This window comes from Mucilaginibacter sp. P2_D11 (assembly GCF_056404435.1).
The window spans coordinates 417,457-440,605 of the sequence record NZ_JBFUEA010000002.1 but is presented as its reverse complement, the minus strand read 5'-3'; the positions used below and the strand labels follow the sequence as shown (position 1 = coordinate 440,605).

Annotated in this window: 14 protein-coding genes and 2 tRNA genes; 6 read left to right on the top strand and 10 right to left on the bottom strand. The window is 44.2% G+C overall.

The features are described 5' to 3' along the window. Positions 1 to 135: 135 nt before the first annotated feature. Genes AC1DXC_RS04865 through AC1DXC_RS04850 form a run of 4 tightly spaced genes read right to left on the bottom strand, consistent with a single transcriptional unit; the run spans position 136 to position 10,077 of the window. Positions 136 to 519 carry a hypothetical protein gene (locus tag AC1DXC_RS04865; RefSeq protein WP_477458008.1) on the bottom strand — a complete coding sequence of 128 codons (384 nt, stop codon included), beginning with the start codon at positions 517 to 519 and terminating at the stop codon, positions 136 to 138. Beyond that, positions 516 to 5,687: a DUF6443 domain-containing protein gene (locus tag AC1DXC_RS04860; RefSeq protein WP_477458007.1), complete on the bottom strand. Its 5,172-nt coding sequence runs from the start codon at positions 5,685 to 5,687 to the stop codon at positions 516 to 518. The genes AC1DXC_RS04865 and AC1DXC_RS04860 overlap by 4 nt, the downstream gene beginning before the upstream one ends. Positions 5,688 to 5,713: 26 nt before the next feature. Then, complete coding sequence (locus AC1DXC_RS04855; RefSeq protein ID WP_477458006.1) at positions 5,714 to 6,175, bottom strand: hypothetical protein; 462 nt, start codon at positions 6,173 to 6,175, stop codon at positions 5,714 to 5,716. Next, a complete protein-coding gene (locus tag AC1DXC_RS04850; RefSeq protein WP_477458005.1) occupies positions 6,175 to 10,077 on the bottom strand; it encodes an RHS repeat domain-containing protein in 3,903 nt (1,300 codons plus the stop codon). Before AC1DXC_RS04850 ends, AC1DXC_RS04855 begins: the two co-directional genes overlap by 1 nt. A 482-nt stretch (positions 10,078 to 10,559) precedes the next feature. Between AC1DXC_RS04850 and AC1DXC_RS04845 the strand changes: the two genes are divergently transcribed. Beyond that, the gene (locus tag AC1DXC_RS04845; RefSeq protein ID WP_477458004.1) at positions 10,560 to 10,754 is read left to right on the top strand and encodes a hypothetical protein; all 195 of its coding nucleotides are present in this window, start codon (positions 10,560 to 10,562) and stop codon (positions 10,752 to 10,754) included. A gap of 865 nt (positions 10,755 to 11,619) precedes the next feature. Here AC1DXC_RS04845 and AC1DXC_RS04840 read toward each other — a convergent pair. Next, entirely contained in the window at positions 11,620 to 11,991 is a 372-nt protein-coding gene (locus tag AC1DXC_RS04840; RefSeq protein WP_477458003.1) for a helix-turn-helix domain-containing protein, read from the bottom strand. Between the two features lie 139 nt (positions 11,992 to 12,130). On the opposite strand from AC1DXC_RS04840, the gene AC1DXC_RS04835 reads away from it, so the two are divergent. The 3 genes from AC1DXC_RS04835 to AC1DXC_RS04825 all read left to right on the top strand — a co-directional run bounded on the left by AC1DXC_RS04835 (position 12,131) and on the right by AC1DXC_RS04825 (position 15,784). Beyond that, positions 12,131 to 13,600, top strand: coding sequence for a HEPN domain-containing protein (locus tag AC1DXC_RS04835; RefSeq protein ID WP_477458002.1), 1,470 nt, complete (start codon positions 12,131 to 12,133; stop codon positions 13,598 to 13,600). 436 nt (positions 13,601 to 14,036) lie between these two features. Further along, complete coding sequence (locus tag AC1DXC_RS04830) at positions 14,037 to 14,219, top strand: hypothetical protein (protein ID WP_477458001.1); 183 nt, start codon at positions 14,037 to 14,039, stop codon at positions 14,217 to 14,219. An 8-nt stretch (positions 14,220 to 14,227) separates the two neighbouring features. Beyond that, on the top strand, positions 14,228 to 15,784 hold the full coding sequence (locus AC1DXC_RS04825) for a recombinase family protein (protein ID WP_477458017.1): 1,557 nt from the start codon (positions 14,228 to 14,230) through the stop codon (positions 15,782 to 15,784). On the opposite strand, the gene AC1DXC_RS04820 is transcribed toward AC1DXC_RS04825, so the two are convergent. Both AC1DXC_RS04820 and AC1DXC_RS04815 read right to left on the bottom strand, forming a co-directional pair. Continuing rightward, positions 15,744 to 15,816 (bottom strand) — tRNA-Met (locus tag AC1DXC_RS04820). The genes AC1DXC_RS04825 and AC1DXC_RS04820 overlap by 41 nt on opposite strands. 137 nt (positions 15,817 to 15,953) lie before the next feature. Next, a tRNA-Met gene (locus AC1DXC_RS04815) sits at positions 15,954 to 16,026 on the bottom strand. 144 nt (positions 16,027 to 16,170) lie between these two features. Between AC1DXC_RS04815 and era the strand changes: the two genes are divergently transcribed. Beyond that, positions 16,171 to 17,046: a GTPase Era gene (gene era, locus AC1DXC_RS04810; protein ID WP_477458000.1), complete on the top strand. Its 876-nt coding sequence runs from the start codon at positions 16,171 to 16,173 to the stop codon at positions 17,044 to 17,046. Between the two features lie 129 nt (positions 17,047 to 17,175). After that, a complete protein-coding gene (gene der / locus AC1DXC_RS04805) occupies positions 17,176 to 18,477 on the top strand; it encodes a ribosome biogenesis GTPase Der (protein WP_477457999.1) in 1,302 nt (433 codons plus the stop codon). A gap of 167 nt (positions 18,478 to 18,644) precedes the next feature. Here the strand turns inward: der and AC1DXC_RS04800 are convergent, their stop codons facing one another. From AC1DXC_RS04800 to AC1DXC_RS04790, 3 genes are all read right to left on the bottom strand, one after another. Beyond that, on the bottom strand, positions 18,645 to 19,580 hold the full coding sequence (locus AC1DXC_RS04800; protein ID WP_477457998.1) for a LysR substrate-binding domain-containing protein: 936 nt from the start codon (positions 19,578 to 19,580) through the stop codon (positions 18,645 to 18,647). Positions 19,581 to 19,832: 252 nt separating this feature from the next. Beyond that, positions 19,833 to 21,668 (bottom strand): glutamine--fructose-6-phosphate transaminase (isomerizing), encoded by a 1,836-nt coding sequence (glmS, locus tag AC1DXC_RS04795; RefSeq protein ID WP_477457997.1) that lies wholly within the window; start codon positions 21,666 to 21,668, stop codon positions 19,833 to 19,835. A gap of 105 nt (positions 21,669 to 21,773) precedes the next feature. Beyond that, entirely contained in the window at positions 21,774 to 23,114 is a 1,341-nt protein-coding gene (locus tag AC1DXC_RS04790; RefSeq protein ID WP_477457996.1) for a DUF4270 family protein, read from the bottom strand. Between the last annotated feature and the right edge of the window lie 35 nt (positions 23,115 to 23,149).

The window sequence follows — 23,149 nt, the reverse complement described above, 5'->3', positions numbered from 1 at the left end:
TGTAAAAGTTATCAATCATCACCCCTGAAAGATGACCATAGTTTACATGCTAAGAACTATTACTAGGCGTCGAATGCGCTTGCGGGTGAAAATGTTAGCCTCCGCCACATACTCACACCGATTGAGGACAAGTAGTTATTTATAACGATGTAAATACTCTCTAATCAGCGATGTAATAGCAAACAAGTCTTCCTGATTTTTTTCCTCATATTGAGCCCAATAATCAAGAAGGTCTGAAACGATTTCTTTGTCCTTATCTAGCAATCCCGCTATATTATTCCAAAGAGCTCGGTCCGCATCTAGGCCATTATTTAAACATTCGTCATAGGAGGCTAAAATCAGTGATAACACGGCATATCGCTCTTCTTCTGATAAATGACGCTGGTCCATAAAATTTATAAAATCCGACACCCTTGTATAATCAGCAAACTCTATCGCCCAATCTTGTTCACGACCGGTAAAATTAAACCCTAATGGCTTACTTAAGCCTAACATGGTTTCGATATTAATACTTTTCATGGTTTAACTTCTGGAAACGCTGTCTTAACACCAGACCCGCTCGGCACGATTCTAATGTGGGTAGGTGTAGAAAAAGTTCCTTCAGGATTAATTACTCTAGCAGGAAATCCTTCGGGCATTGGTATAGAAGCGGCTCCGGTTTTCAACCGGTTTAAATAAACATTTATAAACTCAGCTGCCGCCTGGTTGTCCAAAAACTGTCCTTGTGGCATTCCTGAGCCAAAAGCACGATTAGTTAAAAAATCAGTCATTTCTTCACCATGCGTTGTAAATGTGTGACCAAATGCCTTTTTTGTCAATGGAATTTCTACAATTTTTCCGACCTCAGATAAATCCGCTGCATATCCTCCTTGGGCAAGCGCTCGGAAGTTTTTGACGCTTTGAGAAGCAAATCCAACGCCCTTGCTTACAAGAATGCTTTCTGCGGAGAAATACAAAAGAGAGCCAATAACTTCTCCTTTTTGCCCAGCATTTCCAGTAGCAAGTTTATCCATTCCCGCGCCGAATGCTTTTTCCAAACCCCTAACAGCCCCAAGCGTATTGGTTCCCAACCGGGCATCCAAAGTCATTAGGGATGCGGTACTAACAGCGGCATTCGGATTGAAGGTTCGTGCGACTAAACCGAGCCCGAGGTTTCCGGTATTCTTCCAGGTCTGGGCTTTCCACGCATCATGTTTTACAAATTGAACCGTATGTCCAAAACCAGAGGCTATGCCCCTTCCAGTGCCCTTTAAAAATTCCCAGCATTTAGGGCAATTTCCATCAGGGTCTGTTAAATTTACAGGATTATTCCAAACATATGCATAAGGAGATTTGTCTATTTGCTCATTCTCATCAGCTAAATCATCTACACTTGCCCATCTACCAATTACAGGGTCATAAAATCTTGCACCATAATCGTACTCGTTGATGCCATTTTGGTATTCTTTGCCGTTAAACAAATATTTATTTGCGGCATTCATTTGCACCTGTATGCTTAAACCAAACGGGTAGTAATAATTTTGACCTCTTATTACAGCGTTACCGCTTTGGGTATCGAAGGTTACACGATTATTATCTAAATGGTCCTGCAAAGTATATTCGTAATTAAAATTTGTGCTATTGATAGCTCGTCCTTCTTCTGTTATTACAAAATCTAGCGTATTGTTATAATACTGGATGCCGTTAATATAATCGACAATCTCTCCTCCACTCGTCCTCCTTAGTTTTCTACCTTTCGCATCATAAGTATAAACTGCGTTTGTAGTGCCCGATATAGCTTGTGGTAGGTTTAAAATATTAGGGGTTATCGTTACATTTTTGTTTACGCCATTATTAGTAGTGTTTTCCTGATACTTCGTTCCATTTACATCAAATAAAAAACTTCCGGTAACGAGCCCGGTAGTAGAAACCAAGCGGTTGCTTTTACCAGAGTTAGCGTAAATATATTGCATAGAGACCCCAGCCCTTGTTAAATCTGTAATGTTCCCGTTTTTGTCATAGCGCATGTCTGTTTCGCTGTAGCCAGCCGAAGATACTCCGTTCCTCAATCTACTCAAATCATCATATTGGTAGATAACCCATTTAGATGCTCCATTATTAATCACATCCTCTGCTTCAGCTATATTGCCGTTAAAAAGTGCTGCGGCTCCCTTTGTAGGCAGGTTATAGCGCAACTGTTCATCAAACAGTTGCGAATTTGTTCGCGTCAACCAGCCCCTTTCGTTATAAGTAAAGTTTATATTTTGCAAATACGCGCTGCCATTTGTTGAATGAAGGCGTTTGGTCATTAGATTGCCTAATGCATTATACTCATAACTGCTTAGTATTACCGGAACGCCTGTTTGTCCGGGTTTATCTATTCTTTGCGTATTACCCAGTTTTCTACCCATATGATCATAGGTATACGTATTGCTAATAACGAGCGCGGAAGTGCCAATGGTATAAATGTAATGTGTTTTTAAAGATGTCTTCAACTGATTCGAAAAATCGTAGGTGAAATCAGACCGATCAAAATTCCCGGTATGAAAAACTCCCCCATAGTAATGTTGGCTAATCGATGTTGAAATTTTACCTTTCGGCTCATAATAATTTACATCCCATAACATGTTCGCCACGGTGGACAGGGTTGCAGGTGCATTGAGGACTGATGTCCTCGTGGCCGTCACAACTCCATGAGTTAAATTGCTAGAGCCGCTCACCATATACCCTGAAGGAAGGCCATAAAAGTTATAATTGTCGTAATAATTAATTGCCAACACATTAGTTAGCGTAGTTGGCCATGCATTGAGCGTATAACCACTTCCACTATTTTGTTTGGCTTCCCACAAGTTTGCATTCGCATTTATCTCTGCCTTTAAGGACGCTCTGAGGTCCGTTCCTGAAGCACCGCTGATTTGCCCAATACCCGTCATTACCGTACGACCGGAACGATCATACTTGGTAAAAGTGTATTCCTGCACAGGCTTGTTCCGCTGAACGCCATCCTGATTACCCACCAGCTGATCGATCTTATTGTATAAAATGTACTCCCAGGCTTTCCCAGGCAATTTTTTCCCAATCATCCTTTGCCGGGCATCGTATTGGTATTGGTAGCCAAGTTCATCAAGCGTTGTCTGAGGGATTGCCACCTGGTCGTCGGGTTGAATTTTCGGTGTCAGCACATAGCTAAGGTTGCCAAAATCATCGTAAATATAATAGGTGGATAAGACTTCCTGGGTACTTGTAACTGTATTGTAATTAAACTGCCTGCTCAGGATTAAACGTCCGTTTTTGTCTGTATACTCCTCAATCGTGCCATTTTTCCCGCTCACCCATTGCTCGTTCTTTTTGACAGAAACATATAACTGTCCGGCGGGATACAATGCGGTCCAGTTTGACGGACGCGCAAGAGTACGGTTGCCGTTGACATCCATACTTACATTGTAGAGGGCGACATCAAAATTAGTACCGGAGCTGGCAGTTGCCAAATTGCTTGTGTAATCAGATTTTATCGTATGCCCGGAATTTGGAATGGTACCGGAATATAGTTGCCAGGGATCACCTGCGGCACCTTCCTCCAATGTCCGGTTCAAGGAGGAGTTTTCGATTTTGACCGGGATAACCGGAGAATTGTTACTTGTAATTCCAGGTAAATTCCACATCCCTCCAGACGGGTTTGTGTAGAATGTTTTTTGCTGCGAGATTGCATCGTACTTAAACGATCCATCACTCAAACAAGATGGCGCAACATAGGGCAAATACTTAATAGATTCTTTTCCGGTTTCATCGTAAGCGGTTATAACAACGAGGTCCAGACCACCAGGGGTTCCCTGCTTTTGCACTGACTGGACAGTACGGCCCAATCCATCGTAGTAGATGGTGGCGATGTTTACGTTATCTTTATTCGTACCGAGGTTTTTAAGGCTCTGATAATTGTTAACTTCCGTACGAGGTGTCCAGCTGCTGACAAAGTTCATATCCTGTGGGTTCAATGCGTTGTTAAAACTCAACTGCGTTGTGATATTCCCTGTAGCATTTCCGAACCCTTCTACCACAAAATAATAAACCCCTGCCTGTAGTGTTCTTTTTAGGGAGCCGGCGGTACCTGTGCATAGCACGCCGTTGTCATCATTCTCCGCTATAAGCGCCCCAGTAGCATCCAATAAGTGTACGTATGTATCGAATGGAGAACCACAGGTTGACAACGAAATCTCTGAAGTGTTCTCTACAGTGAATTTGTACCAGATATCATCAGCAGGCTGGCCGCCGCTTTGCCCCGTATTTATGTTTGCATAATTATTTCCAAAGTAATTGCCCGATACATTGCTTTTAACGCTTGAATAACTCGGTTGACAGATATTAAGCGTCCCTACATTTATAGCGTTAGCCATGCCTGCACCTGCCGGCGCCGCGCCCGGCCTGGATATCAGGCTAAATATGGTGCTTCCTGTTCCTGCACCATTCGTAGCAGTGACGGTATAATTTGCTGATCCTCGTATTTCGGTAGCTGTCCCGCTGATGGTGCCGGTCGCCCCGTCAAAAACCAACCCAAGGGGCAAAGAAGGCGTTATCGAATAGCCGGTAACAGCGATTTGCCTAATCAGGTTATTGTTATAGTCCGCTACATACACATTGCCATTATATACTGCAACACCGCATGGATAATAAAAACTCGATGTCGAAAACGCGCCATTAGAGCTTCCTGAAGTTCCCGTACCCGAAAGGGTAATAACATTTCCATCAGGCGAAATACGCCTGATTTTATTGCTATGCTCGTCACCAACGTAAACATTGAAAGCGTTATCTACGGCCATGCCGGCAGGGTGGTCGAAAGTTGCTGCCGCCATATAGCCATTTGCGGAACCTGCGGAGCCAGACCCCGCCAGGGTAGAAACATACCCCGACGCATCGATCATTCTAATAGCATTATTGTTACCATCGGCTACATAAACCCTTCCGTAAATATCCGTAGCGACGCTCAAGGGTAAATTGAAGCGGGCGGTTGTTCCGTTACCATTAACGAAGCCCGCTGTTCCGTTGCCCGCCCATGTAGTCACTACACCTGCTGTAGTTATTTTCCTAACCGTGTGGTTACCCGCTTCGGCAACATATAAGTTTCCGGATCCGTCTATCGCAATCCCAAACGGATTATTGAACCGCGCCGCCGTCCCCGTGGCATTGACATATCCCGCTGTCGTGCTGCCTGCAAATGTGCTTACTACTCCTGCGGTGGTAATTTTTCGAATCATATTATTGAAGCCGTCTGCTACGAAAATATTTCCTGCAGCATCAACAGCCACACTGTTAGGCAACCCAAAACTAGCCGATGTACCTGTCCCATTTGTTGAGCCTTGTACACCGGATCCGGCTATTGTTGTAATAATGCCAGACGGGGTAATTTTCCGGATCCGGTAATTCAACCTGTCGGCTACATATATATTACCGGATTGATCGGTAACCAGGCCTATGGGGTGGTTAAAATCACTCGTGGTTCCATTGCCGGAGAAAGTGGATGTCTGCCCGAAATTGATTGCTGGCACCGCCGAACCTGTATTAGTTGGGACTATAGGAGAGAGGGGAACACCGACGGTTGCTGATTTCGAACCGCCCGGATAGTTAATATTGGGCTGGGCATTTGCATTTAATCCGATTACAAGCATCCCGAAGCTTGCCAGCAGCAGGATTAATTTATAGGCAGGTTTAGTCATATAATTATAAGGGATAGGTCTTGTATTTATTGAAAATTAGCATGCCCCAAGGCTTTCGCCTCAGCATTTGTTAAAGCCCTGTGAGGCACTTTTTCAAATTCTACGGTATTTTTATTCGTGATCTCTTTTATTTTTTTGGCCCTTATAGTATCTGCAAAACTCTTGATTACGGTGTCAAGCCGGGCACTTTCACTTTGGTTAAGAACTTTCCTAACCGCGATTTCACGCTCATTCAATAACTGCAAAAGGCGTTTTTGCCGGTCATACGCTTTAAGGGATTTATTTTTAAAAAGGGTGTCCAGCGAGTACCGGTTAACTTCCATGGCTGCACGAAGTTGCGCAGCTTTCCGATTACTAATGCGCATCGAAATGGCAAGCGCCTTATCGGGCTGGTTATTCAAGCTGTCTTTCAAGCTCTGCGCCGAAACTGTCACGGGCCCAATAGTAATCAGTACGATTAAGGCTATCCAGAATTGATATTTTTTCATTAGTTAACAGTTGGTAAAGCAGTGTAAGTATAGTTGTCCCCGGTTAGCCAAAAGGTTAGAGTTGAGGTATCTGTGATATGCCCGGTTCCGGTCCGCGGGTCAGTGTAAGTGCTCGCCGATGTAATGACCTGGTTCCCTAGAAAGTATTTATTAACACCAGCTAAAACATGATACGCACCATAACCTGTTGTGGAGCCTCCTCCACCGTACCCGTAAGTATAACTATTATTTGATGACACTATAGGGTCAATATTGCTTGTGATAATGTAGGGCTGCGTACACTGATCGTCGGAATAAAAGGCTATATAAATTTCCGCTGCAGTTTGTTCATAATAATTATCTGCGTCAGTATAGGAACTATTATAGGTCTGATTTAGTACTTCGATACGGGCGTATACAGTCGCTGTAGGGCCATTATTTATGCTGAAGCAATTGGTTTGTTGCCCTTTATAGTTGTAACAAAATGCTTTGATAATATTGCCGTTCAGGTCTTTAATGAACGACAATCTGTTGAAATTATCGTATTCATAAGTAATGGTCCTGCCGCTTTGGTCGGTAACACTGGTTAGGCCAACCATTGGTTTGTAAGTAAAAGTCGTCACCATTGCTTCGGCTGGGTGCAGCCGGATGTCATCAAACCAGATACTTCCGCCTCCTGTCGCATTACCGTTGTTGTCGATCCTTAAACTTAGAAGGACCACATCAGCGGGAACCAGAAACTCCTTTTCAACAAACACCCAACTATTAGTCACGGTTGTACTTACCGCATCAACGTAGGAAAAATAACCGGTTTCCCCGGCACGTTTCATGAATAGGAACAGTTCTGCCCCGGATTTATTACTATAAATCCATCCCGAATATTTATAGGTTCTCGGTGCGGTTAAACTTATCGTCAGCCATTTTTTGCTGTGCCTGTACACTTCACAAACACAGGTGTTTGGATTATCGATCCTCGCCGACGCTCTGCCGCTGTGGCTAAATGACTTATCATACACGACATCGAACCAGGTATCTGGCTCTTCGAAGCCATCGTAAAATATTTCATTCACTTTGGCATTATTCGATTTCACCGTCAGGTACTGGTTATTATATCCGTATAAATAAGAGTCACTTTTTACGTTTATCCAATTGGAAGCATTGCCTGGATCTACAATATTATTAACAGATTCTTCCATTAAGTTCCCGCTCAGATTATCGACCTTGATGAAATTCCGTTTTACCTCCATACGGCTGTCTATAACGGGCGTTTCATAACTGGAGTTGTACTGCATCCCGTATTTTATGTAGTCCGTTACTGGGTGGTCTATGGATAAACTGTAGGCGTATTTCGGCTGCACAAATAAATTGTTGTCATTTGGCCTAAAAGTCAACAGGTCCGCTTTCAAAACATTGAACACGCCGTTTATTTTTTTAGAGTACACCGTTTCGATTGGTTTCGAAACAATATTATTAAGTGCCATATACGTGAGCGGCGTTTGCGGAATACCCAGGAAACCAGGCAAGAACACATGGGGTGTTAAATCGTCAACATATGTGTACTCAATCTTTTCTTCCTCGTTTTTGCTGTTTGTAGTAGTCACCAGTTTCGGAAGAAACAGCCTCGGCTCATAAGTATAAGCGGTTATTTTTTCAATCGGATTCAGTCCATTAAGATCATAATCCGTTTCAGTGCTTTTAACTAGTAACAAATTACGCCGCATAAAGCTATAAGATGCAATATTGTAATAATGGATTATTATAGGGTTGGAGTATTTAAATGCTACAATCGCCGCCTTAGTTCCCCGGACGCTATCCAGTTTTGGGCTCAATTCATATTCATTAAAATTTTTTTTTACCAATGCGCCCGTATTATTATAGACTAAGCTGTATTTTACCTGACCGCGGGCGTATGAAAAAGAGGTCTTGGGGCTATAAGGCGGAGCGTTGGGGTTTGATAGAGACGTAGGCTTGTAGTCGCTGCCCATCGTAAAGCTTTTATCGAAGTCAGGATAATCGATGTTATTTGTGAAATAGGTAACATTTTTCGAGTTATCCATATTGATTTGCGTAACCATATCATAACCAACTGAATTGCCACTAAGATCGAAAAGTGAAGTAAATGAGATGTCGGTGAGATTAATAAAAGGGTGGTTAACCGACTGGCTAGGGAAGAACAGATTAACCATTATTTGACCGACAGCCAAATACACGTCCGTATTTAATTTAAAATTTGTAATAGGGATTACGATTGGTGGCAAGCCCCCCGACCCTGGCGCACCGCTTCCGGGCACCTGTGGATAGTTTTCATGCAAGGGCGGAACCACGTTATCCACAATTGTATTCGGATACGACTGTTGAGGAACCTGTGGTAAATAGCTTGAAGGAATATTTGGCAAACCTTGAAACGAACTGGTTTCCGCAACCATCGAAGAATAAATGGGTAAACCAGCTAAATTCCTGCCGGTAGATTTGCCATTCGCATCAACATAGGAATAAGATACCGATTTTGAAGGGAGAGTGCTGGTCCCGTCGAACGAAGACACCTTCTTTATCCTTAATCCACCGCCATTATTGCTAATTACCGATGTGCCAGACATATAAGCATATTGGTTAAGTTCGTACTCAAAGGTACTGTAACCTCCGCCAGGGTTAATTGTTTTGGTAAGGATATTCGCCTGGCATCTTACCGGATCCGGCACTTTTATAGCAGCATCGCGACTCGGGTCATACGGCTCTAGTCCGACGGGTATCTTTATATTTGCCAGAGTTTGATACACGATTAATGACCCCGGTATACTTCTGTCATACGGATTGCTGTTATAGAACCCCCAGTGATCAAACTGGACTGACTTTCGCGATGGTAGATTTTGAAGCGTATTGTATTCAAAACTATAATAATCAATTGACTGCATATTTTTGTTATCCCAAAGCAGTATCTTGTCAAGCTTGAGCCTCTTTTCTTCAATGTCGGATGATGTAGGGGTGCTCAGGAAATAAGAATATACGAACTCGAACTTTGCAATAGGATCACTTAAATTATTACGGATGTTAAAATATTTCAGTCTTTTCCCGCCGACAAGATCCATCCTCCCCTCATAAAAAAAACTTGCTTGTCCACTTTTCGTAACAATAGTGGAAATATACTTGGGTGCGACAATAGTGACATATGTATTTTCCGCACCTTGCCGGGCCGTCGAACCATCAAGCTCAAGGGGGGAGCTATAACTGGACTGAATGTATCGCGCCACCGAGCGGTTTTTATAATATACGTAGGAGTAATTTTCTCCGCCTTCATAGTTGACAGTAACGGTTTCTGTTTTATCCGCCGATACCATTTTATCGAGATGCCAGGTGGAAGGGAAATTTAATACCCGAGAATTATTGTCAAAAGTTTCACTTTTTGATAATGTATTGTCAATCGAGGCCGATGAACTTCCGAAATAGTAGTAGTTGCCATCGGGGTCCGCAAGTACGAATGAAGGCGCCTGTTGCCCAGACCAGGGGTGGTTTATAACCCTCACCCCGTTCTCATTCATTAATACAGCCCCCTTCTCTTTGGAAAAAACGAACTTCCCGGAATAACCCGGAAAAGAATAATAGAACACGTCTGGTTCTTCGTCCCAGTCACCGCTAACGATTTTGTCCAAACGGTACAGATAGGTTGCCGCAGCATGGGCACCTGCATTCTGCCCAAAAAAACCGTCCGGCTGTTCGTCCGGAAGCGAGTTCATTTGCCTGCTAATTTCCCCACATGCGATAAATTCCCAACCCAATCCTGTATTCCCCGCCAGGTCCTGAACTTTAATACCGCCTGATGAAACATAATTAAGCCCAATTGGGATAGCGAATTTGGCCGTCTTCAAACTATAGAGGTCCGCTGTTATCTGAACTTTTCCGCTGTACATATCGACCGGCGTATCCATATCTTTTATTAATGTAGCCGAATTTGGCGAAGGGGGTACCTTCGCATTGTTTTCACTGAATTGAGCAAGAGCGCTGTACCCGGTAAAAAAGAAGAGTAGACAAAAAATTAGACGGGTCGTCAATTTTAGCTTCATGAAATTGTGTTTAAGGTATGGTTGTTAAATGCATGAGGTCCGCAATACCAATTGCATCTAAAAACAAAAAGATTATGCTGTCAAAGTTGCGCGATATTCGATGCGGCGACTACGACTAACATTAAATATTGACAAAATATAATTTGGAATTATCTATTGAATGGCACAGCGTTTCACCAAGGTAAACGAACAGACTAACGCCAAAAACGCGCCTGAGCGAGAATGATAGAACTGGCCAGAAAATAAACGAAATAGATGCATCACGCATTTGCACCAAATAGAGAAATTTTGGTAGACTTTTTTCATACGACTTGTGATATAAGGTTAAGTGAATTTGTGTGTAAGTTATGAAGAAGCGTTTAATTTCAAAAAATATTTTCAAAAAATCTCAAAAAATAGACAACACAGCGGCAACGACGCCAGATGGCACTCGGCATGAAGCTTTAATCAACATGAATCGCAACATCGAAAAATCCCAAGTAATAGTTTTGGAAGCCCAAGTCGTTCGGCTGGAGTCTCAGTTGTATTTAGTAGAGGCATAATTTCACTTAAGGTGAGCTCGGGTAAAATCCTTAGGTATTTAGATAGATAAGAATGTAGTGATTCGACTGCGATAAGTTTAATGCCTTTGTCATTCATGGAATCTGGCTTAGGTTGTTACTAGGGCATCCATTCCTTACAATGAGACACGCTTGTTCTACTTAGAATGTTCTATTTAAAATCCCGTCTAAAACCAAAAAATCCCTTAGCACTTTTGATCTGTCCTATATATACTTATAGAACGGTACCTAGGGTAACGGTTTTCCACCTACTTCCGATAGGGTAATTACCGGTTGCTAGTGACGCTAAAACTGAAGCCACAATTAATTTTGGCTTGATAAAATATGCCTATCCGTATAAGAGCACCGCATATTTTGGCTTCTGATAAAAATCCGACCAAAAATTTGATTTATCAAAGTGAATGAAATTTGATTTTCTGATAATTCCTTCCTAAATTTAAATCATAAGCATTAGCGATAATTGAATTATTTGGTTGGTGACCTATTCGGTGACCTACTATAACCACCGTTTATAAATAGCTGATTTAGAGAATACAAGCGCCCCCCTAAGTTGTATCTCAAACTATTCAAATAACTCCGTAAGAATTTTGCATAAAGAGGTTATGCTTTTAAACCCCATCAAAACGTTTCATAATCTATATTAGATAGGTGGCATTTTCGAGACCTCGAATTTATCTGGGTGATTCAGGCGGCAAAGCAAAGTTAACATGTAGAAGGAATAGTTGAATATCCCTTCTTGCCGATACATGCTTGCAAATCAACCATTCTTTATCCAATAAGATTAAACCAAAAGGCTGTTCATAATTGATGATTCAGCTTTGTACCTAATTACTAATGACTTGCGGATTTAATTCTTTTGTTGTTTTAGCAATTCAATTTTTTCGCGTTCGCTTGCAAGTAGTCGTTCATATAGTTCGACCACTTTTTCTATCGGGTTAAACGTGCAATTGAAATTATTAAACGCACCCGTACTATTATCGTTAAACGTATTAAAATAATTCAAAGCCGCTTCATCGCTAAAGTTTTCTATTGCCTCAATAGAAACACCTAAAACTTTTGCAATCTTCTCTAAAGCCTCGCCATCCACATCCGCACTCTGCTCAATCTTCGACACAGCTTGTTGGCTGATGCCAAGCTCTGCTGCAAGCGTTTCCTGCTTCATGCCCCGCAATTCGCGAATCTTGCTGATCTTCCTTCCGATGTGTATTGCCTCTCCCATATTGTAAATCTATCAATAATTGTAAAAGTACGAAACAACCACGGCTTTGTAAAGTACAAACCGCTATAGTTCGGTACGGCACCTTGCTGCTATTCTTTTGTGTTGCCGGTTAATGCAGGCCGGTATTAATCCAGATGTTATGTATAGCGGTGATTATGCTCCATGGGACCATTACCCTAAAACCCTGCGCCATTATGAGGTGCAAAACCCCTTTCGTGTCCTTGTTGATTTTTTTAATGCAGATACGCCTAAAGGGCATAGGAAAAAACTAAAGCAATGGCGGAAGTATGCTATTGGTGACGAATATTATAACCACGAAAGGTTTGGCCCGGCCAGTTTATTATTTACTTACAAAATCAATTTGAATTTACTGGAGGCAATGTTCCTGCTACTGCTGGAAGATAAATCTGCATGGCCGCCAAAAATGGTAAAAGAAGAGCAATTGGCAAGGGAAAAGGCGGCCTGGAGATGGTTTCCTAAAAATCTCTCGGACAAGGAATTGCTTGAACCATTTAAGGCGGTCAAGAAAATATTCAAGGCGTTTTCTTTGCCCCAGTACGGGGACCATTTGGATGAATGGCTTGAGGAGGCTTTATCATTGCGTACGACTGCAGAACGGATGGACCCTGCAGAAGTAATCGCTATATACGATAACCTGCGCCGCCTGTACTCCGCGGCATGGATAATCTTCCAACGGAACAGCGCGGAACCGGACTTGAAAGATGAGGATGCCGCTCAGCCAATAGTAGTAACCGAAACTGATATCGAGATAAAACCCGTTATAAGTAATGACGAGTCAACCAATGCCCCTTCGCTCAATAAAAGTATTACCTGGGCTGAAGGGCTGGGGTTGGAAGAGGTAAGCAAGCTAATCCTAAAAGAAATGCCCACGGTAAAGCTTATCGTACATTTACATACTTGCCGGGAACCGTTTACTTTTTACCTGATGGTATTGGTCAAATCCAGCGAAGCGTTACAGGAGCATGAGATAGCCAACAAGATAGAGGAAAAATGCAAGCCCTTGGCAAATGTATTTATTTTCGCCCACAAGCTGTCCGGCTTAAAGAAAGCCCTGCAGGCGGAAAGGCGTTTTTTTATTGATGCATTGGCTTCAAATAAAGTGGTTTACCAGGCAGATGATTTTACGATGCCATCGCTGCCAACATTATCGACAGAACAAATAAAAGCTAAGGCGCAACTTGATTTCAACAGATGGAATGTGCAGGCGCAGGATTTCCTGCGCGGCGCGAGGTATTACCAGGAACTGAAAAATTACAACCTTGCTGCCTTCAACTTGCACCAGGCGGTCGAAAGCATTTTCGTAGGTACCATCAAGGCTGTGCTAGGCTATAAAATCAACGTGCATAACCTGTCCAGGTTGCTACGGATATCGCTCATGTTTACAGAGGATTTGAAAGATGCCTTGCAGCTGGATACAGAGAATGGCATCCGGCTTTTCGAAGTATTGAGGTCAGCTTATAGTCATGCCCGTTATATCAGCAATTACCATGTCGATGAAGGGACAGTGGTTGCATTAGATGTATTAGCGGCGGATTTATTGCGGGCAGGGCAAAAAGCCTATGACGGTTATATCATCCGGCTTGGATAGGCTGTTGTTGGAAAGTTCTAGGCTTATGGATTAGCACCTGCGGCAAGCAGCGGCATTCCGCCACACGCTGCCGCTCCGGGCTCCATGCCGCCGCCAGCCTCGGTGCGGGTGCTAATGTTCGCTGCGCTCACAACAGCGGAAGAAGAAGAATATATCTTATCTGAATTACCCACTGCACTGCTGCCACGGAGATAGCATCGCAGCAAGGTCGTCAAGGCTACACAAGCGGGCCGTTTCAATCGCTTTTCAGTGGTGGCCCGGCCTTGACAATCTTGCTGCTTGCTGCTGCCGGTTGTTTACGCATTGCAATGGGTTGGTGTGTGCCGTCTTAGGTTTTCCATTAATTTATTCATTCGTTTAATTGTAGGTCTCAACCCTTCTTGCTACCTATAAGTGTGTGCACCTTATACCATCATTGTAACCTCAATAGGTTACGATGAACGAAGAGGACGCTGGAAAGAGGAAAATTACCGTTGCACAAGCGATAAAGGTGTTGGGAAGTAAAGGGGTTACGATTGATGAAAAAGAAGCTGAAACAATCTTGGATTTCTTGTATTTTTTAGGTAAATTAACTGTAAATCAATATATTAAAGACTCATCAATGAAGAGCGAGGGGTAAACATCTTTATGAAAAAGGCAGATTTATATGTTAGGGTCAGCACGGACGAACAAGCGGACAAGGGTTATTCCATCCGCAGCCAGGAGGAAGTACTCCGTAAATATTGTGGCATTCACAATATCGCAGTGGGTAAGGTAATCTATGAAGATTTTTCAGCCAAAACATTTAACCGCCCGGCCTGGACGGAGATGCTCGGTAAGTACAGGAAAGATAAAGGTAAGAGTGCTGCACTTTTATTATTTACCAAATGGGACCGGTTCAGCCGTAATGCAGGCGATGCCTATCAAATGATCAATGTGCTTCGTAAGCTTGCAATAGAGCCCCAGGCTGTCGAGCAGCCACTCGACCTTTCGATTCCGGAAAATAAAATGATGCTGGCTTTTTACCTGGCAGCGCCCGAGGTTGAAAATGACAGGAGGGCCTTAAACACGTTTTACGGCATGCGCAGAGCAAGAAAAGAAGGCCGATACCTAACCACCGGTCCCTACGGATATATAAACCGTACTAACGAAGCAGGAAAGAAGATGATAGTGCCTGTAGAGCCTCAAGCCGGCCTTGTAAAGTGGGCATTTGAACAAATTGCCAAAGGGCAGCTGTGCATCGACGACGTGCGCCGGGAATTGAACAGGCGGGGAATGATGTGCAGCAAAAGCAATTTTTATACGCTGATAAAGAATCCCGTTTATTGCGGCAAGATTGTCGTCCCCGAATATCGTGATGAACCAAGGCATCTGGTAGTGGGGCAACATGCGGCAATTGTTTCGGAATCCTTATTTTATGATGTTCAGGACATCGTTGATGGTAAGAAAAGGATCCAATTGGTCAAAATGACGACTGACGACAGTCTACCATTAAGGGGCTACCTGCTTTGCCCTAAGTGCGGGAAGCAACTTACCGGAAGCGCATCCAAGGGCAGGCACAGCTATTATTATTACTACCATTGCACGTCTATCTGCGGGACGAGGTATAAGGCTGAGGAAGCTAATAACGGCTTTGTTGACGATCTGAAACGATTCATCCCAAAACCGGGAGTAGCAGAATTATATCGAATGGTCATCCAGGATATCTACAGACAAGAATCAGGGTCTCAATCCAGCGGCAGGAAAGCGTTGCTTCTACAGATAGAAGCGGAGAATGCAAAACTGTCTAAAGCCCGCAAATTACTCCTTGACGACTCGATCGATAGCGGAGATTATAAAACGATCAAAACCGAATGCGAAAAGAAGCTGCTTATTCTTGAAGGCAAATTGACAGCTTTCAGTAAACCAAAGTATGATATCGAAGGGTGCGTTGATAAGGCGTTAAATACACTTTCCCGCTTGAATATTACCTATTTAGAGGCAGATACAGCCACTAAGCGCCACATCATCGGTTCGATATATCCCGAAAAACTATGTTTTGATGGAAGTGGTTATCGAACCGCCAGGGTCAACGAGGCGGCAGAATTGATTTACTTGATAAACAGCAAGTTAACTGCAAAAAAAAATCGGACAAAACTTGATTTTTCAAGCTTGTCCGATTCGGTAGCGGGAACAGGACTCGAACCTATGACCTTCGGGTTATGAGCCCGACGAGCTACCAACTGCTCCATCCCGCACTATTTTTAAAATTCATTGCGGCCATAACTTCCGCAACGTTTGTTCCTTTTTGCAAGGAAACCCGGGGGTTATCTATCCCGCCTTTAGAAATCAAAAGCCTCAAATCGTAAAGACTTGAGGCTTTCTAATTTTCAGGTAGCGGGAGCAGGACTCGAACCTACGACCTTCGGGTTATGAGCCCGACGAGCTACCAACTGCTCCATCCCGCACTGTATTTGGTATATATTGCATTCCGCCATAACCCGGAAAGTTGCTTCCAATTGTCAAAAAGCAATTTTGCTCTCCGTTTTAATTGGACTGCAAAGATATAATTCGTTTCTTTGCAGTCCAAATAATATTTTAATTATTTTTCTATGGCACATAAGGCAGGTTTTGTAAGTATAATTGGTAAGCCCAACGCGGGTAAGTCAACCCTTATGAACGCCCTGGTGGGCGAAAAAATGTCCATCATCACCCCAAAAGCGCAAACCACGCGCCACCGTATTTTAGGCATCGTGAACACGGATGATTACCAAATCGTATTCTCAGATACCCCCGGCATCATTAAGCCGCATTACGCCCTGCACGAAAGCATGATGCACCAGGTAGATGGCTCTATTGTGGATGCTGACCTGATTTTACTGGTTACTGATATCCACGAAGAATTCAACGAGCAGGATGTATTAAAGAAGCTGGAAGGCTCTACAGCGCCACTTATAGTAGTGGTAAACAAGATAGACCAAAGCGACGAAACTGAAGTAAAGGAGAAGGTTGATTACTGGCAGGAAAAGCTTAACCCGAAAGCGGTGTTCGCTATATCTGCCCTGCATGGCCATAACATACAGGCGATAATGGAGCTGATACTGGACGAACTTCCTGAGCACCCGGCCTATTACGAAAAGGACGCGCTGACAGATCGTAACGACCGTTTCTTCGCATCGGAAATGATACGGGCACAAATACTGAAACAATACAAAAAAGAAATCCCATACAGCACGGAGGTTATTGTTACCGCCTTTGTAGAGGGCGAGAAACTGCACCGCATCAGTGCCGAAATCATCGTGGAGCGCGATTCGCAAAAGAATATTGTTATTGGTAATAAAGGCGAAATGCTTAAAATAGTAGGCACTTACGCCCGCCGCGACATGGAAGAGTTTTTCCAGAAGAAGATTTTCCTGGAAATGTTCGTAAAAGTTATCCCTGATTGGCGCAGCAAAAAGAATTACCTGAAAAAATTCGGGTACGAATAACAAAACAGAATCAAGATGTAAGAATCAAGATTCAAGAAGAAAATTTTATAATAATGCAGAATTAGGAGAAGAAATACGATTTTTATATCGTCTTGATTCTTGGCTCTTAATTCTTGATTCTGATACACCATGAGTAATATAGTAGCTATAGTAGGCAGGCCAAACGTTGGCAAATCAACTTTATACAACCGTTTAACCGAGAGCCGTAAAGCTATTGTTGACGATTTTAGCGGCGTAACCCGCGACAGGCATTACGGCGTAAGCGAGTGGACCGACCAAAAGTTCACCGTGATAGACACCGGAGGCTACGTGGCCAACTCCGACGAGCTTTTCGAAGTAGCCATCCGCGAGCAGGTGCTCATCGCCATCGAAGAAGCTTCTGTTATCCTTTTCATGGTGGATGTTACTACCGGCATTACCGATCTGGACGATGAGATAGCCAACATACTACGCAAGGGGAAAAAGCCAACATTTGTGGTGGTAAACAAATTGGATAACAACGCCCAATTGGCAGATGCTACTGAGTTTTATAGCCTTGGCCTCGGCGAGATATACACGATCTCTTCCATGACGGGCAGCGGCACCGGCGAACTGTTGGACGAGGTGGTGAAACATTTCGAAGACGTTCCGTTCGATGAGAACGAACGCCCTAAGTATGCTATTGTTGGCCGCCCTAATGTGGGTAAATCATCTATCATCAACGCTTTAATTGGCCAGGACCGAAATATCGTTACCCCTATCGCCGGCACCACCCGCGATAGTATCCACATCCATTACAACCAGTACGGTCATGATTTTATGCTGATCGACACTGCCGGGATGCGTAAAAAAACAAAGGTGAAAGAGAATATCGAGTTCTACTCGGTAATGCGTACCATCAAGGCTTTGGAAGAAGCCGATGTAGTTATCATTATGATAGATGCTGTTGAAGGCATGGAATCACAGGACGTGAACTTGTTTCATTTGGCCGAAAAGAATAAGAAAGGCATCGTCATCGTGGTAAACAAATGGGATTTGATTGAGAAGAACAACAAAACCATTAAAGTTTTCGAAGACCAAATCAAACAGAAGATAGCACCGTTTACAGATGTGCCTATCGTATTCACATCGGTAACCGAAAAACAGCGTGTATTAAAAGTGATCGACGTGGCCAACCAGGTTTACGCCAATCGCGCCCGCAAAATACCAACCTCCAAACTGAACGAGGTAATGCTGCCGATTATCGAGAACTATCCGCCGCCATCATTAAAAGGCAAGTACGTAAAAATTAAATATATCACCCAGATAGCGGGGCAATCACCTATGTTTGCGTTTTTCTGCAACCTGCCACAGTATGTAAAAGAGCCCTATTACCGCTTCATCGAAAACCAACTGCGTGAGCATTTCGAGTTTTCCGGCGCGCCGGTACAGGTTTGGTTCAGGCAGAAGTAAGATCCTTTGGTTTAACAAAGTGTTCACACGCCGCCGCGTGAACACCGTGAACGCTTTTCAAACGCCTCATTATAAGGCAATTAGAAATTTTACAATGGTGTCAATATCGTGTCACCATTGTTATTATGGCTATGTGCTATATTAGCTTGTAAAGGCCGGCCCCTGGGCTATATATCTATAATCTCTTTCTTCTTTTTGCTACGCAGGCGTTTGGGCACAAAATCCAATATTTCGTTTTTCAGGGCCTCTATCATGCGGCGCTTTAAAAAATTGCGGTGCATAACTATACTTACCTCGCGCGCCGGTTCGGGGCTTTTAAAGTAGCGCACTTTGTCGAGCTGTTTTTCGTTAAGGTCGGCAAGGGCAAGCTCGGGTAAAATAGTGGCGCCGTTGTTCATATCAACCATGCGTTTCAGGGTCTCCACGCTGCCGGTGTTGTACTCAAAATGCTGGTACCCTTTGGTAGATTTTCGCCGCTGGCAAATGTTCAGCACCTGCTCGCGCATGCAATGCCCCTCGTTAAGTACCCATATCTCTTCCATATCAATATCATCGGGCACAATGTTCTTCTTTTTAGAGAGATTGCTGTTTTTTGATACATAAGCCACAAAGTTTTCATAAAAAACGGGCACCTCTACCAATGTGCTTTCGTGCAGCGGGGTAGAAAGGATGCCGCAATCCAATGTGCCCAGTTTCAATTGCTGTATAATTTGCTCTGTGGTTTGCTCCCATACAATAAGTTTTACCGCCGGGTGCTTTTCAATAAAGCCCTGGATAATTTTGGGCAGGATATAAGGCGCAACCGTGGGGATAATGCCCACCTTTAGCTCGCCTGCCAGCTCCTTTTGCCTGTCGCTGATGATTTCCTTTATCTTCTCGCTTTCGGCCAGCAGCACGCGCGCCTGGGCAATTATTTCCGACCCTATCTCGGTAGGCACAACGGGCTGCTTGCTGCGATCGAAGAGTTTTACGCCGAGGGTATCTTCCAATTTTTGCACCTGCATGCTTAGCGTAGGCTGGGTAACAAAGCATTTTTCGGCAGCACCCACAAAGCTTCGGTAGGTGTCAACGGCTATGATGTATTCTAATTGAGTGATAGTCATTTTTGCAACATAGATATAAACTATGCAAAAATAAGATAAATATTGATTTTGGCTATCGCCATGAATTTAGATTTGAGATGTTAGATATGAGATTTGAGACAAAGCCAATGCCAATGCTCAAAGGCGGGGTTGGATAGGACAGCCAAAACAAAGAAGCCGCTTTCGGATCACCCAAAGCGGCTTTTTTATCTAGAAGCCATGAAACCTTCGGTCTCATATCTCAGATCTAGTATCTCATATCTAATCTAAACCCTACTCCACCGTTACCGATTTTGCCAGGTTGCGGGGCTGATCAACGTTGCAGCCGCGCAAAACGGCTATATGGTATGCCAAAAGCTGCAAGGGTATGGTTGCCAGCAGGGGCACGAATGTTTCACCGGTTAGCGGGATCTCAATTACGTATTCGGCCATTTCCTTAACGTCGGTGTCGCCTTCAGATACGATGGCGATCACATGGCCGCCGCGGGCCTTCACCTCTTGTATGTTGCTCACTACTTTTTCATACGATGAGTTTTTGGTGGCAATGAATATCACCGGCATATCCGCATCGATCAGCGCGATAGGGCCGTGTTTCATTTCCGCCGCCGGGTAGCCCTCGGCGTGTATGTATGATATTTCTTTAAGCTTCAGGGCGCCTTCCAGCGCCACCGGGAATGAACTGCCACGGCCCAGGAACAGGCAATTGGGCGAATCTTTGAAACGTTCGGCAATTACTTTTACCTGGTCGTTGGTTTTTAACGTGCGGGCAACAAGGTCAGGGATTTCGTCTAGCTCGGTAAGGTATTCTATAAATTTGCTTTGTGTTATGGTACCCCTTTGCTGCGCAATATAAAAGGCAATCAGCGTAAGCACGGTTACCTGGGCAGTAAAAGCTTTGGTAGATGCCACGCCGATTTCCGGGCCGGCGTGGGTATAAACCCCCGCATGCGTAAGCCGGGGTATAGAAGCGCCCACCACGTTGCATATACCGAATATGGTTGCTCCCCGCTCTTTGGCCAATTCAATAGCAGCCATAGTATCGGCCGTTTCGCCGGATTGGGATATGGCTATCACCAAATCCTTGGAAGATATGATGGGGTTGCGGTACCTGAACTCTGAAGCGTATTCAACTTCTACCGGCACGCGTGCGTATTCTTCTATCAGGTACTCCCCTACCAGCCCCGCATGCCACGATGTACCGCAGGCTACGATGATGATGCGATCGATATTCTTCAGCTTTTCTACATACTCCTTTATGCCGCCCAGTTGCACTAAGCCCTTACTGGGGTAAATACGGCCACGCAGGCAATCGCGGATAGAGCGCGGCTGCTCGTATATCTCTTTCATCATAAAGTGGTCGTAGCCGCCTTTTTCCAGCATCTCCAGCTTTAACGAAAGTTCTTGTATATAGGGGGTTTGGATAGTATTGTCGATATTTTTGATAAGCAGGCCATCGCGTTTAATGTAAGCAATCTCGTTATCGTTAAGATATATTACGTTTTTGGTGTACTCTACTATGGGCGTAGCATCAGATGCAATAAAGTACTCGCCTTTACCAACGCCAATTACCATGGGGCTTCCCTTGCGTGCAGCAATCAGTTCGTCGGGATTATCAGCGCTCATAATTACGATAGCATATGCCCCCACAACCCGGTTCAGGGCCAGGCGAACCGATTCCTGCAAATCGAGCCCCGTAGTTTTTTGGATATCCTCTACCAGGTGTATCAGCACCTCGGTATCGGTATCGCTTTTAAAGGTGTGCCCCTTTGCAGATAGGGCTTCCTTCAGTACCGAATAATTTTCGATGATGCCGTTATGGATGATGGTGAGCTTGCGGTCGCCCGAAGAGTGGGGATGCGAGTTGCGGTCGCTTGGTGCGCCGTGGGTTGCCCAGCGGGTGTGGCCCATGCCAGCCGTTCCGGCAAGGTTTACGTCCTTCACGAAGTTCTCCAGGTCGCTTACTTTGCCGGCTTTTTTATAAACTTTAAGGCCTTTATCTGCCAACGCAATACCAGCACTATCGTAACCGCGGTACTCTAACCTGTGTAAACCCTTAATAACGATGGGATATGCATCCCGGAAACCAATGTAGCCAACAATACCGCACATATATAATTAAGATTTAGAAGTTTTGGCTGCAAAAATAGTCTTAAAGCAGCAAAACCGATGCTTATTATTAATAAACATCGGTTTTGCCAATTATGTTGCGTTATACTATTGATTTATCTTGGTATAGATAATATTCAGTTTGATGCGGTACGGAGAATTTTTGCCCGAAACTATAGAACGCTCTGCATAGGTAGCGTTTGGCGAAATGTTGATAAGGGTAGATGCGCTGGGGTCTACTGGTGCTATGTAAGTGCCGTAATCAACAGTTTTGCCGTTGATCAAATCCTGCACATACGCCGTAACCAGGAAGTGGTATTCGGCTGTTGCTTTATTATAATAGCCGCCAAAGAATGCTGCGCCGTTAACGCCGCGCGGGTCGCTTGTTGCGGCATCCTGCAGGCGTATCCTTTGCTTTGCAATATCAAGCTGGTACATAGTAAGCCTGGGGGTAGCTGCATAGGGCACTGTAGTGCCAGGGGCTACTTTAACAACCACTTCGGCGCGGTTGATGACCACATTGTTTCCCAATGATGCAAAAGTGCTCTTTATATTCGGGAAGCTAACCTTAGCCCTTAAGCCCGCAAGGCCCTGCAGGTAAACCAATCCATCTGTAGAAGTGTTGGTTAACGCTGCCTGCACTTTGGTGCTGTAAGTATGCTTTATTGACGCCATGTGCGTGCTTGCAGGCACGGGCAGCGATATCATAGTGGTATCGATAGTGAGGCTGGTACTGGCCTGGGTAGTCATGTAAATGTCTATCCGGGTAGAGTCCATGGCAAACATCAGGTTGCCGCCCGGCCCTGTTGTGCCGGCTTTATCCAAAGTGATGTATAAGCCTTTGATGCCATTCTGAAAAGCCAGGGTAGATGCGCGGTTGGCAGATGGGGCTCCGAAGAAATACGTCCTCAGGAAAGTCTCGCTGATAGGGATACGTATCTGCGGGCGCACTTTTTTTATTGTATCGGCAGCACCGGTAACTATATCTTTAATTCTTAGCGTATCGTGCGAGCGGGCCGTGAACGTTTTACTTCCCAGCAAAGCGGGCTTATAATCCCACTGCTTATTGTTATAGTAAGTGGTGGGTACGTACCTTTCGTTCAGCTGATGGATATCTATCTTGAATTTGGAGGTAAGCGAGTCGCCATAAAAACCGCTTGCCGAATATGGCAATACCAGTACGGCAGAATCGATATTTATCACGCCATCGGGCAGGGTATAAGCTGCGCCGCCCGGCAGGGTAAGCCCTGCGGCGATGTTTGATTCTGTTATCCCGAATTCGGGATCTTTAAAATAAGAGAGGGGCGTTCTGCCCAGGCCCGAGGTAACCACGGTATCTTCGACAACGGTGGTGGCTACAATATTGGTATCGGCAAATATAGTACCGTTAAGCTGGTTAGCACCATCAACCCCTAAACCTATCCCGTCCTGGTGTTTACAACTGTTCAAAATAAAAAGACTTATTAACAGGGTTAATAAGCCTA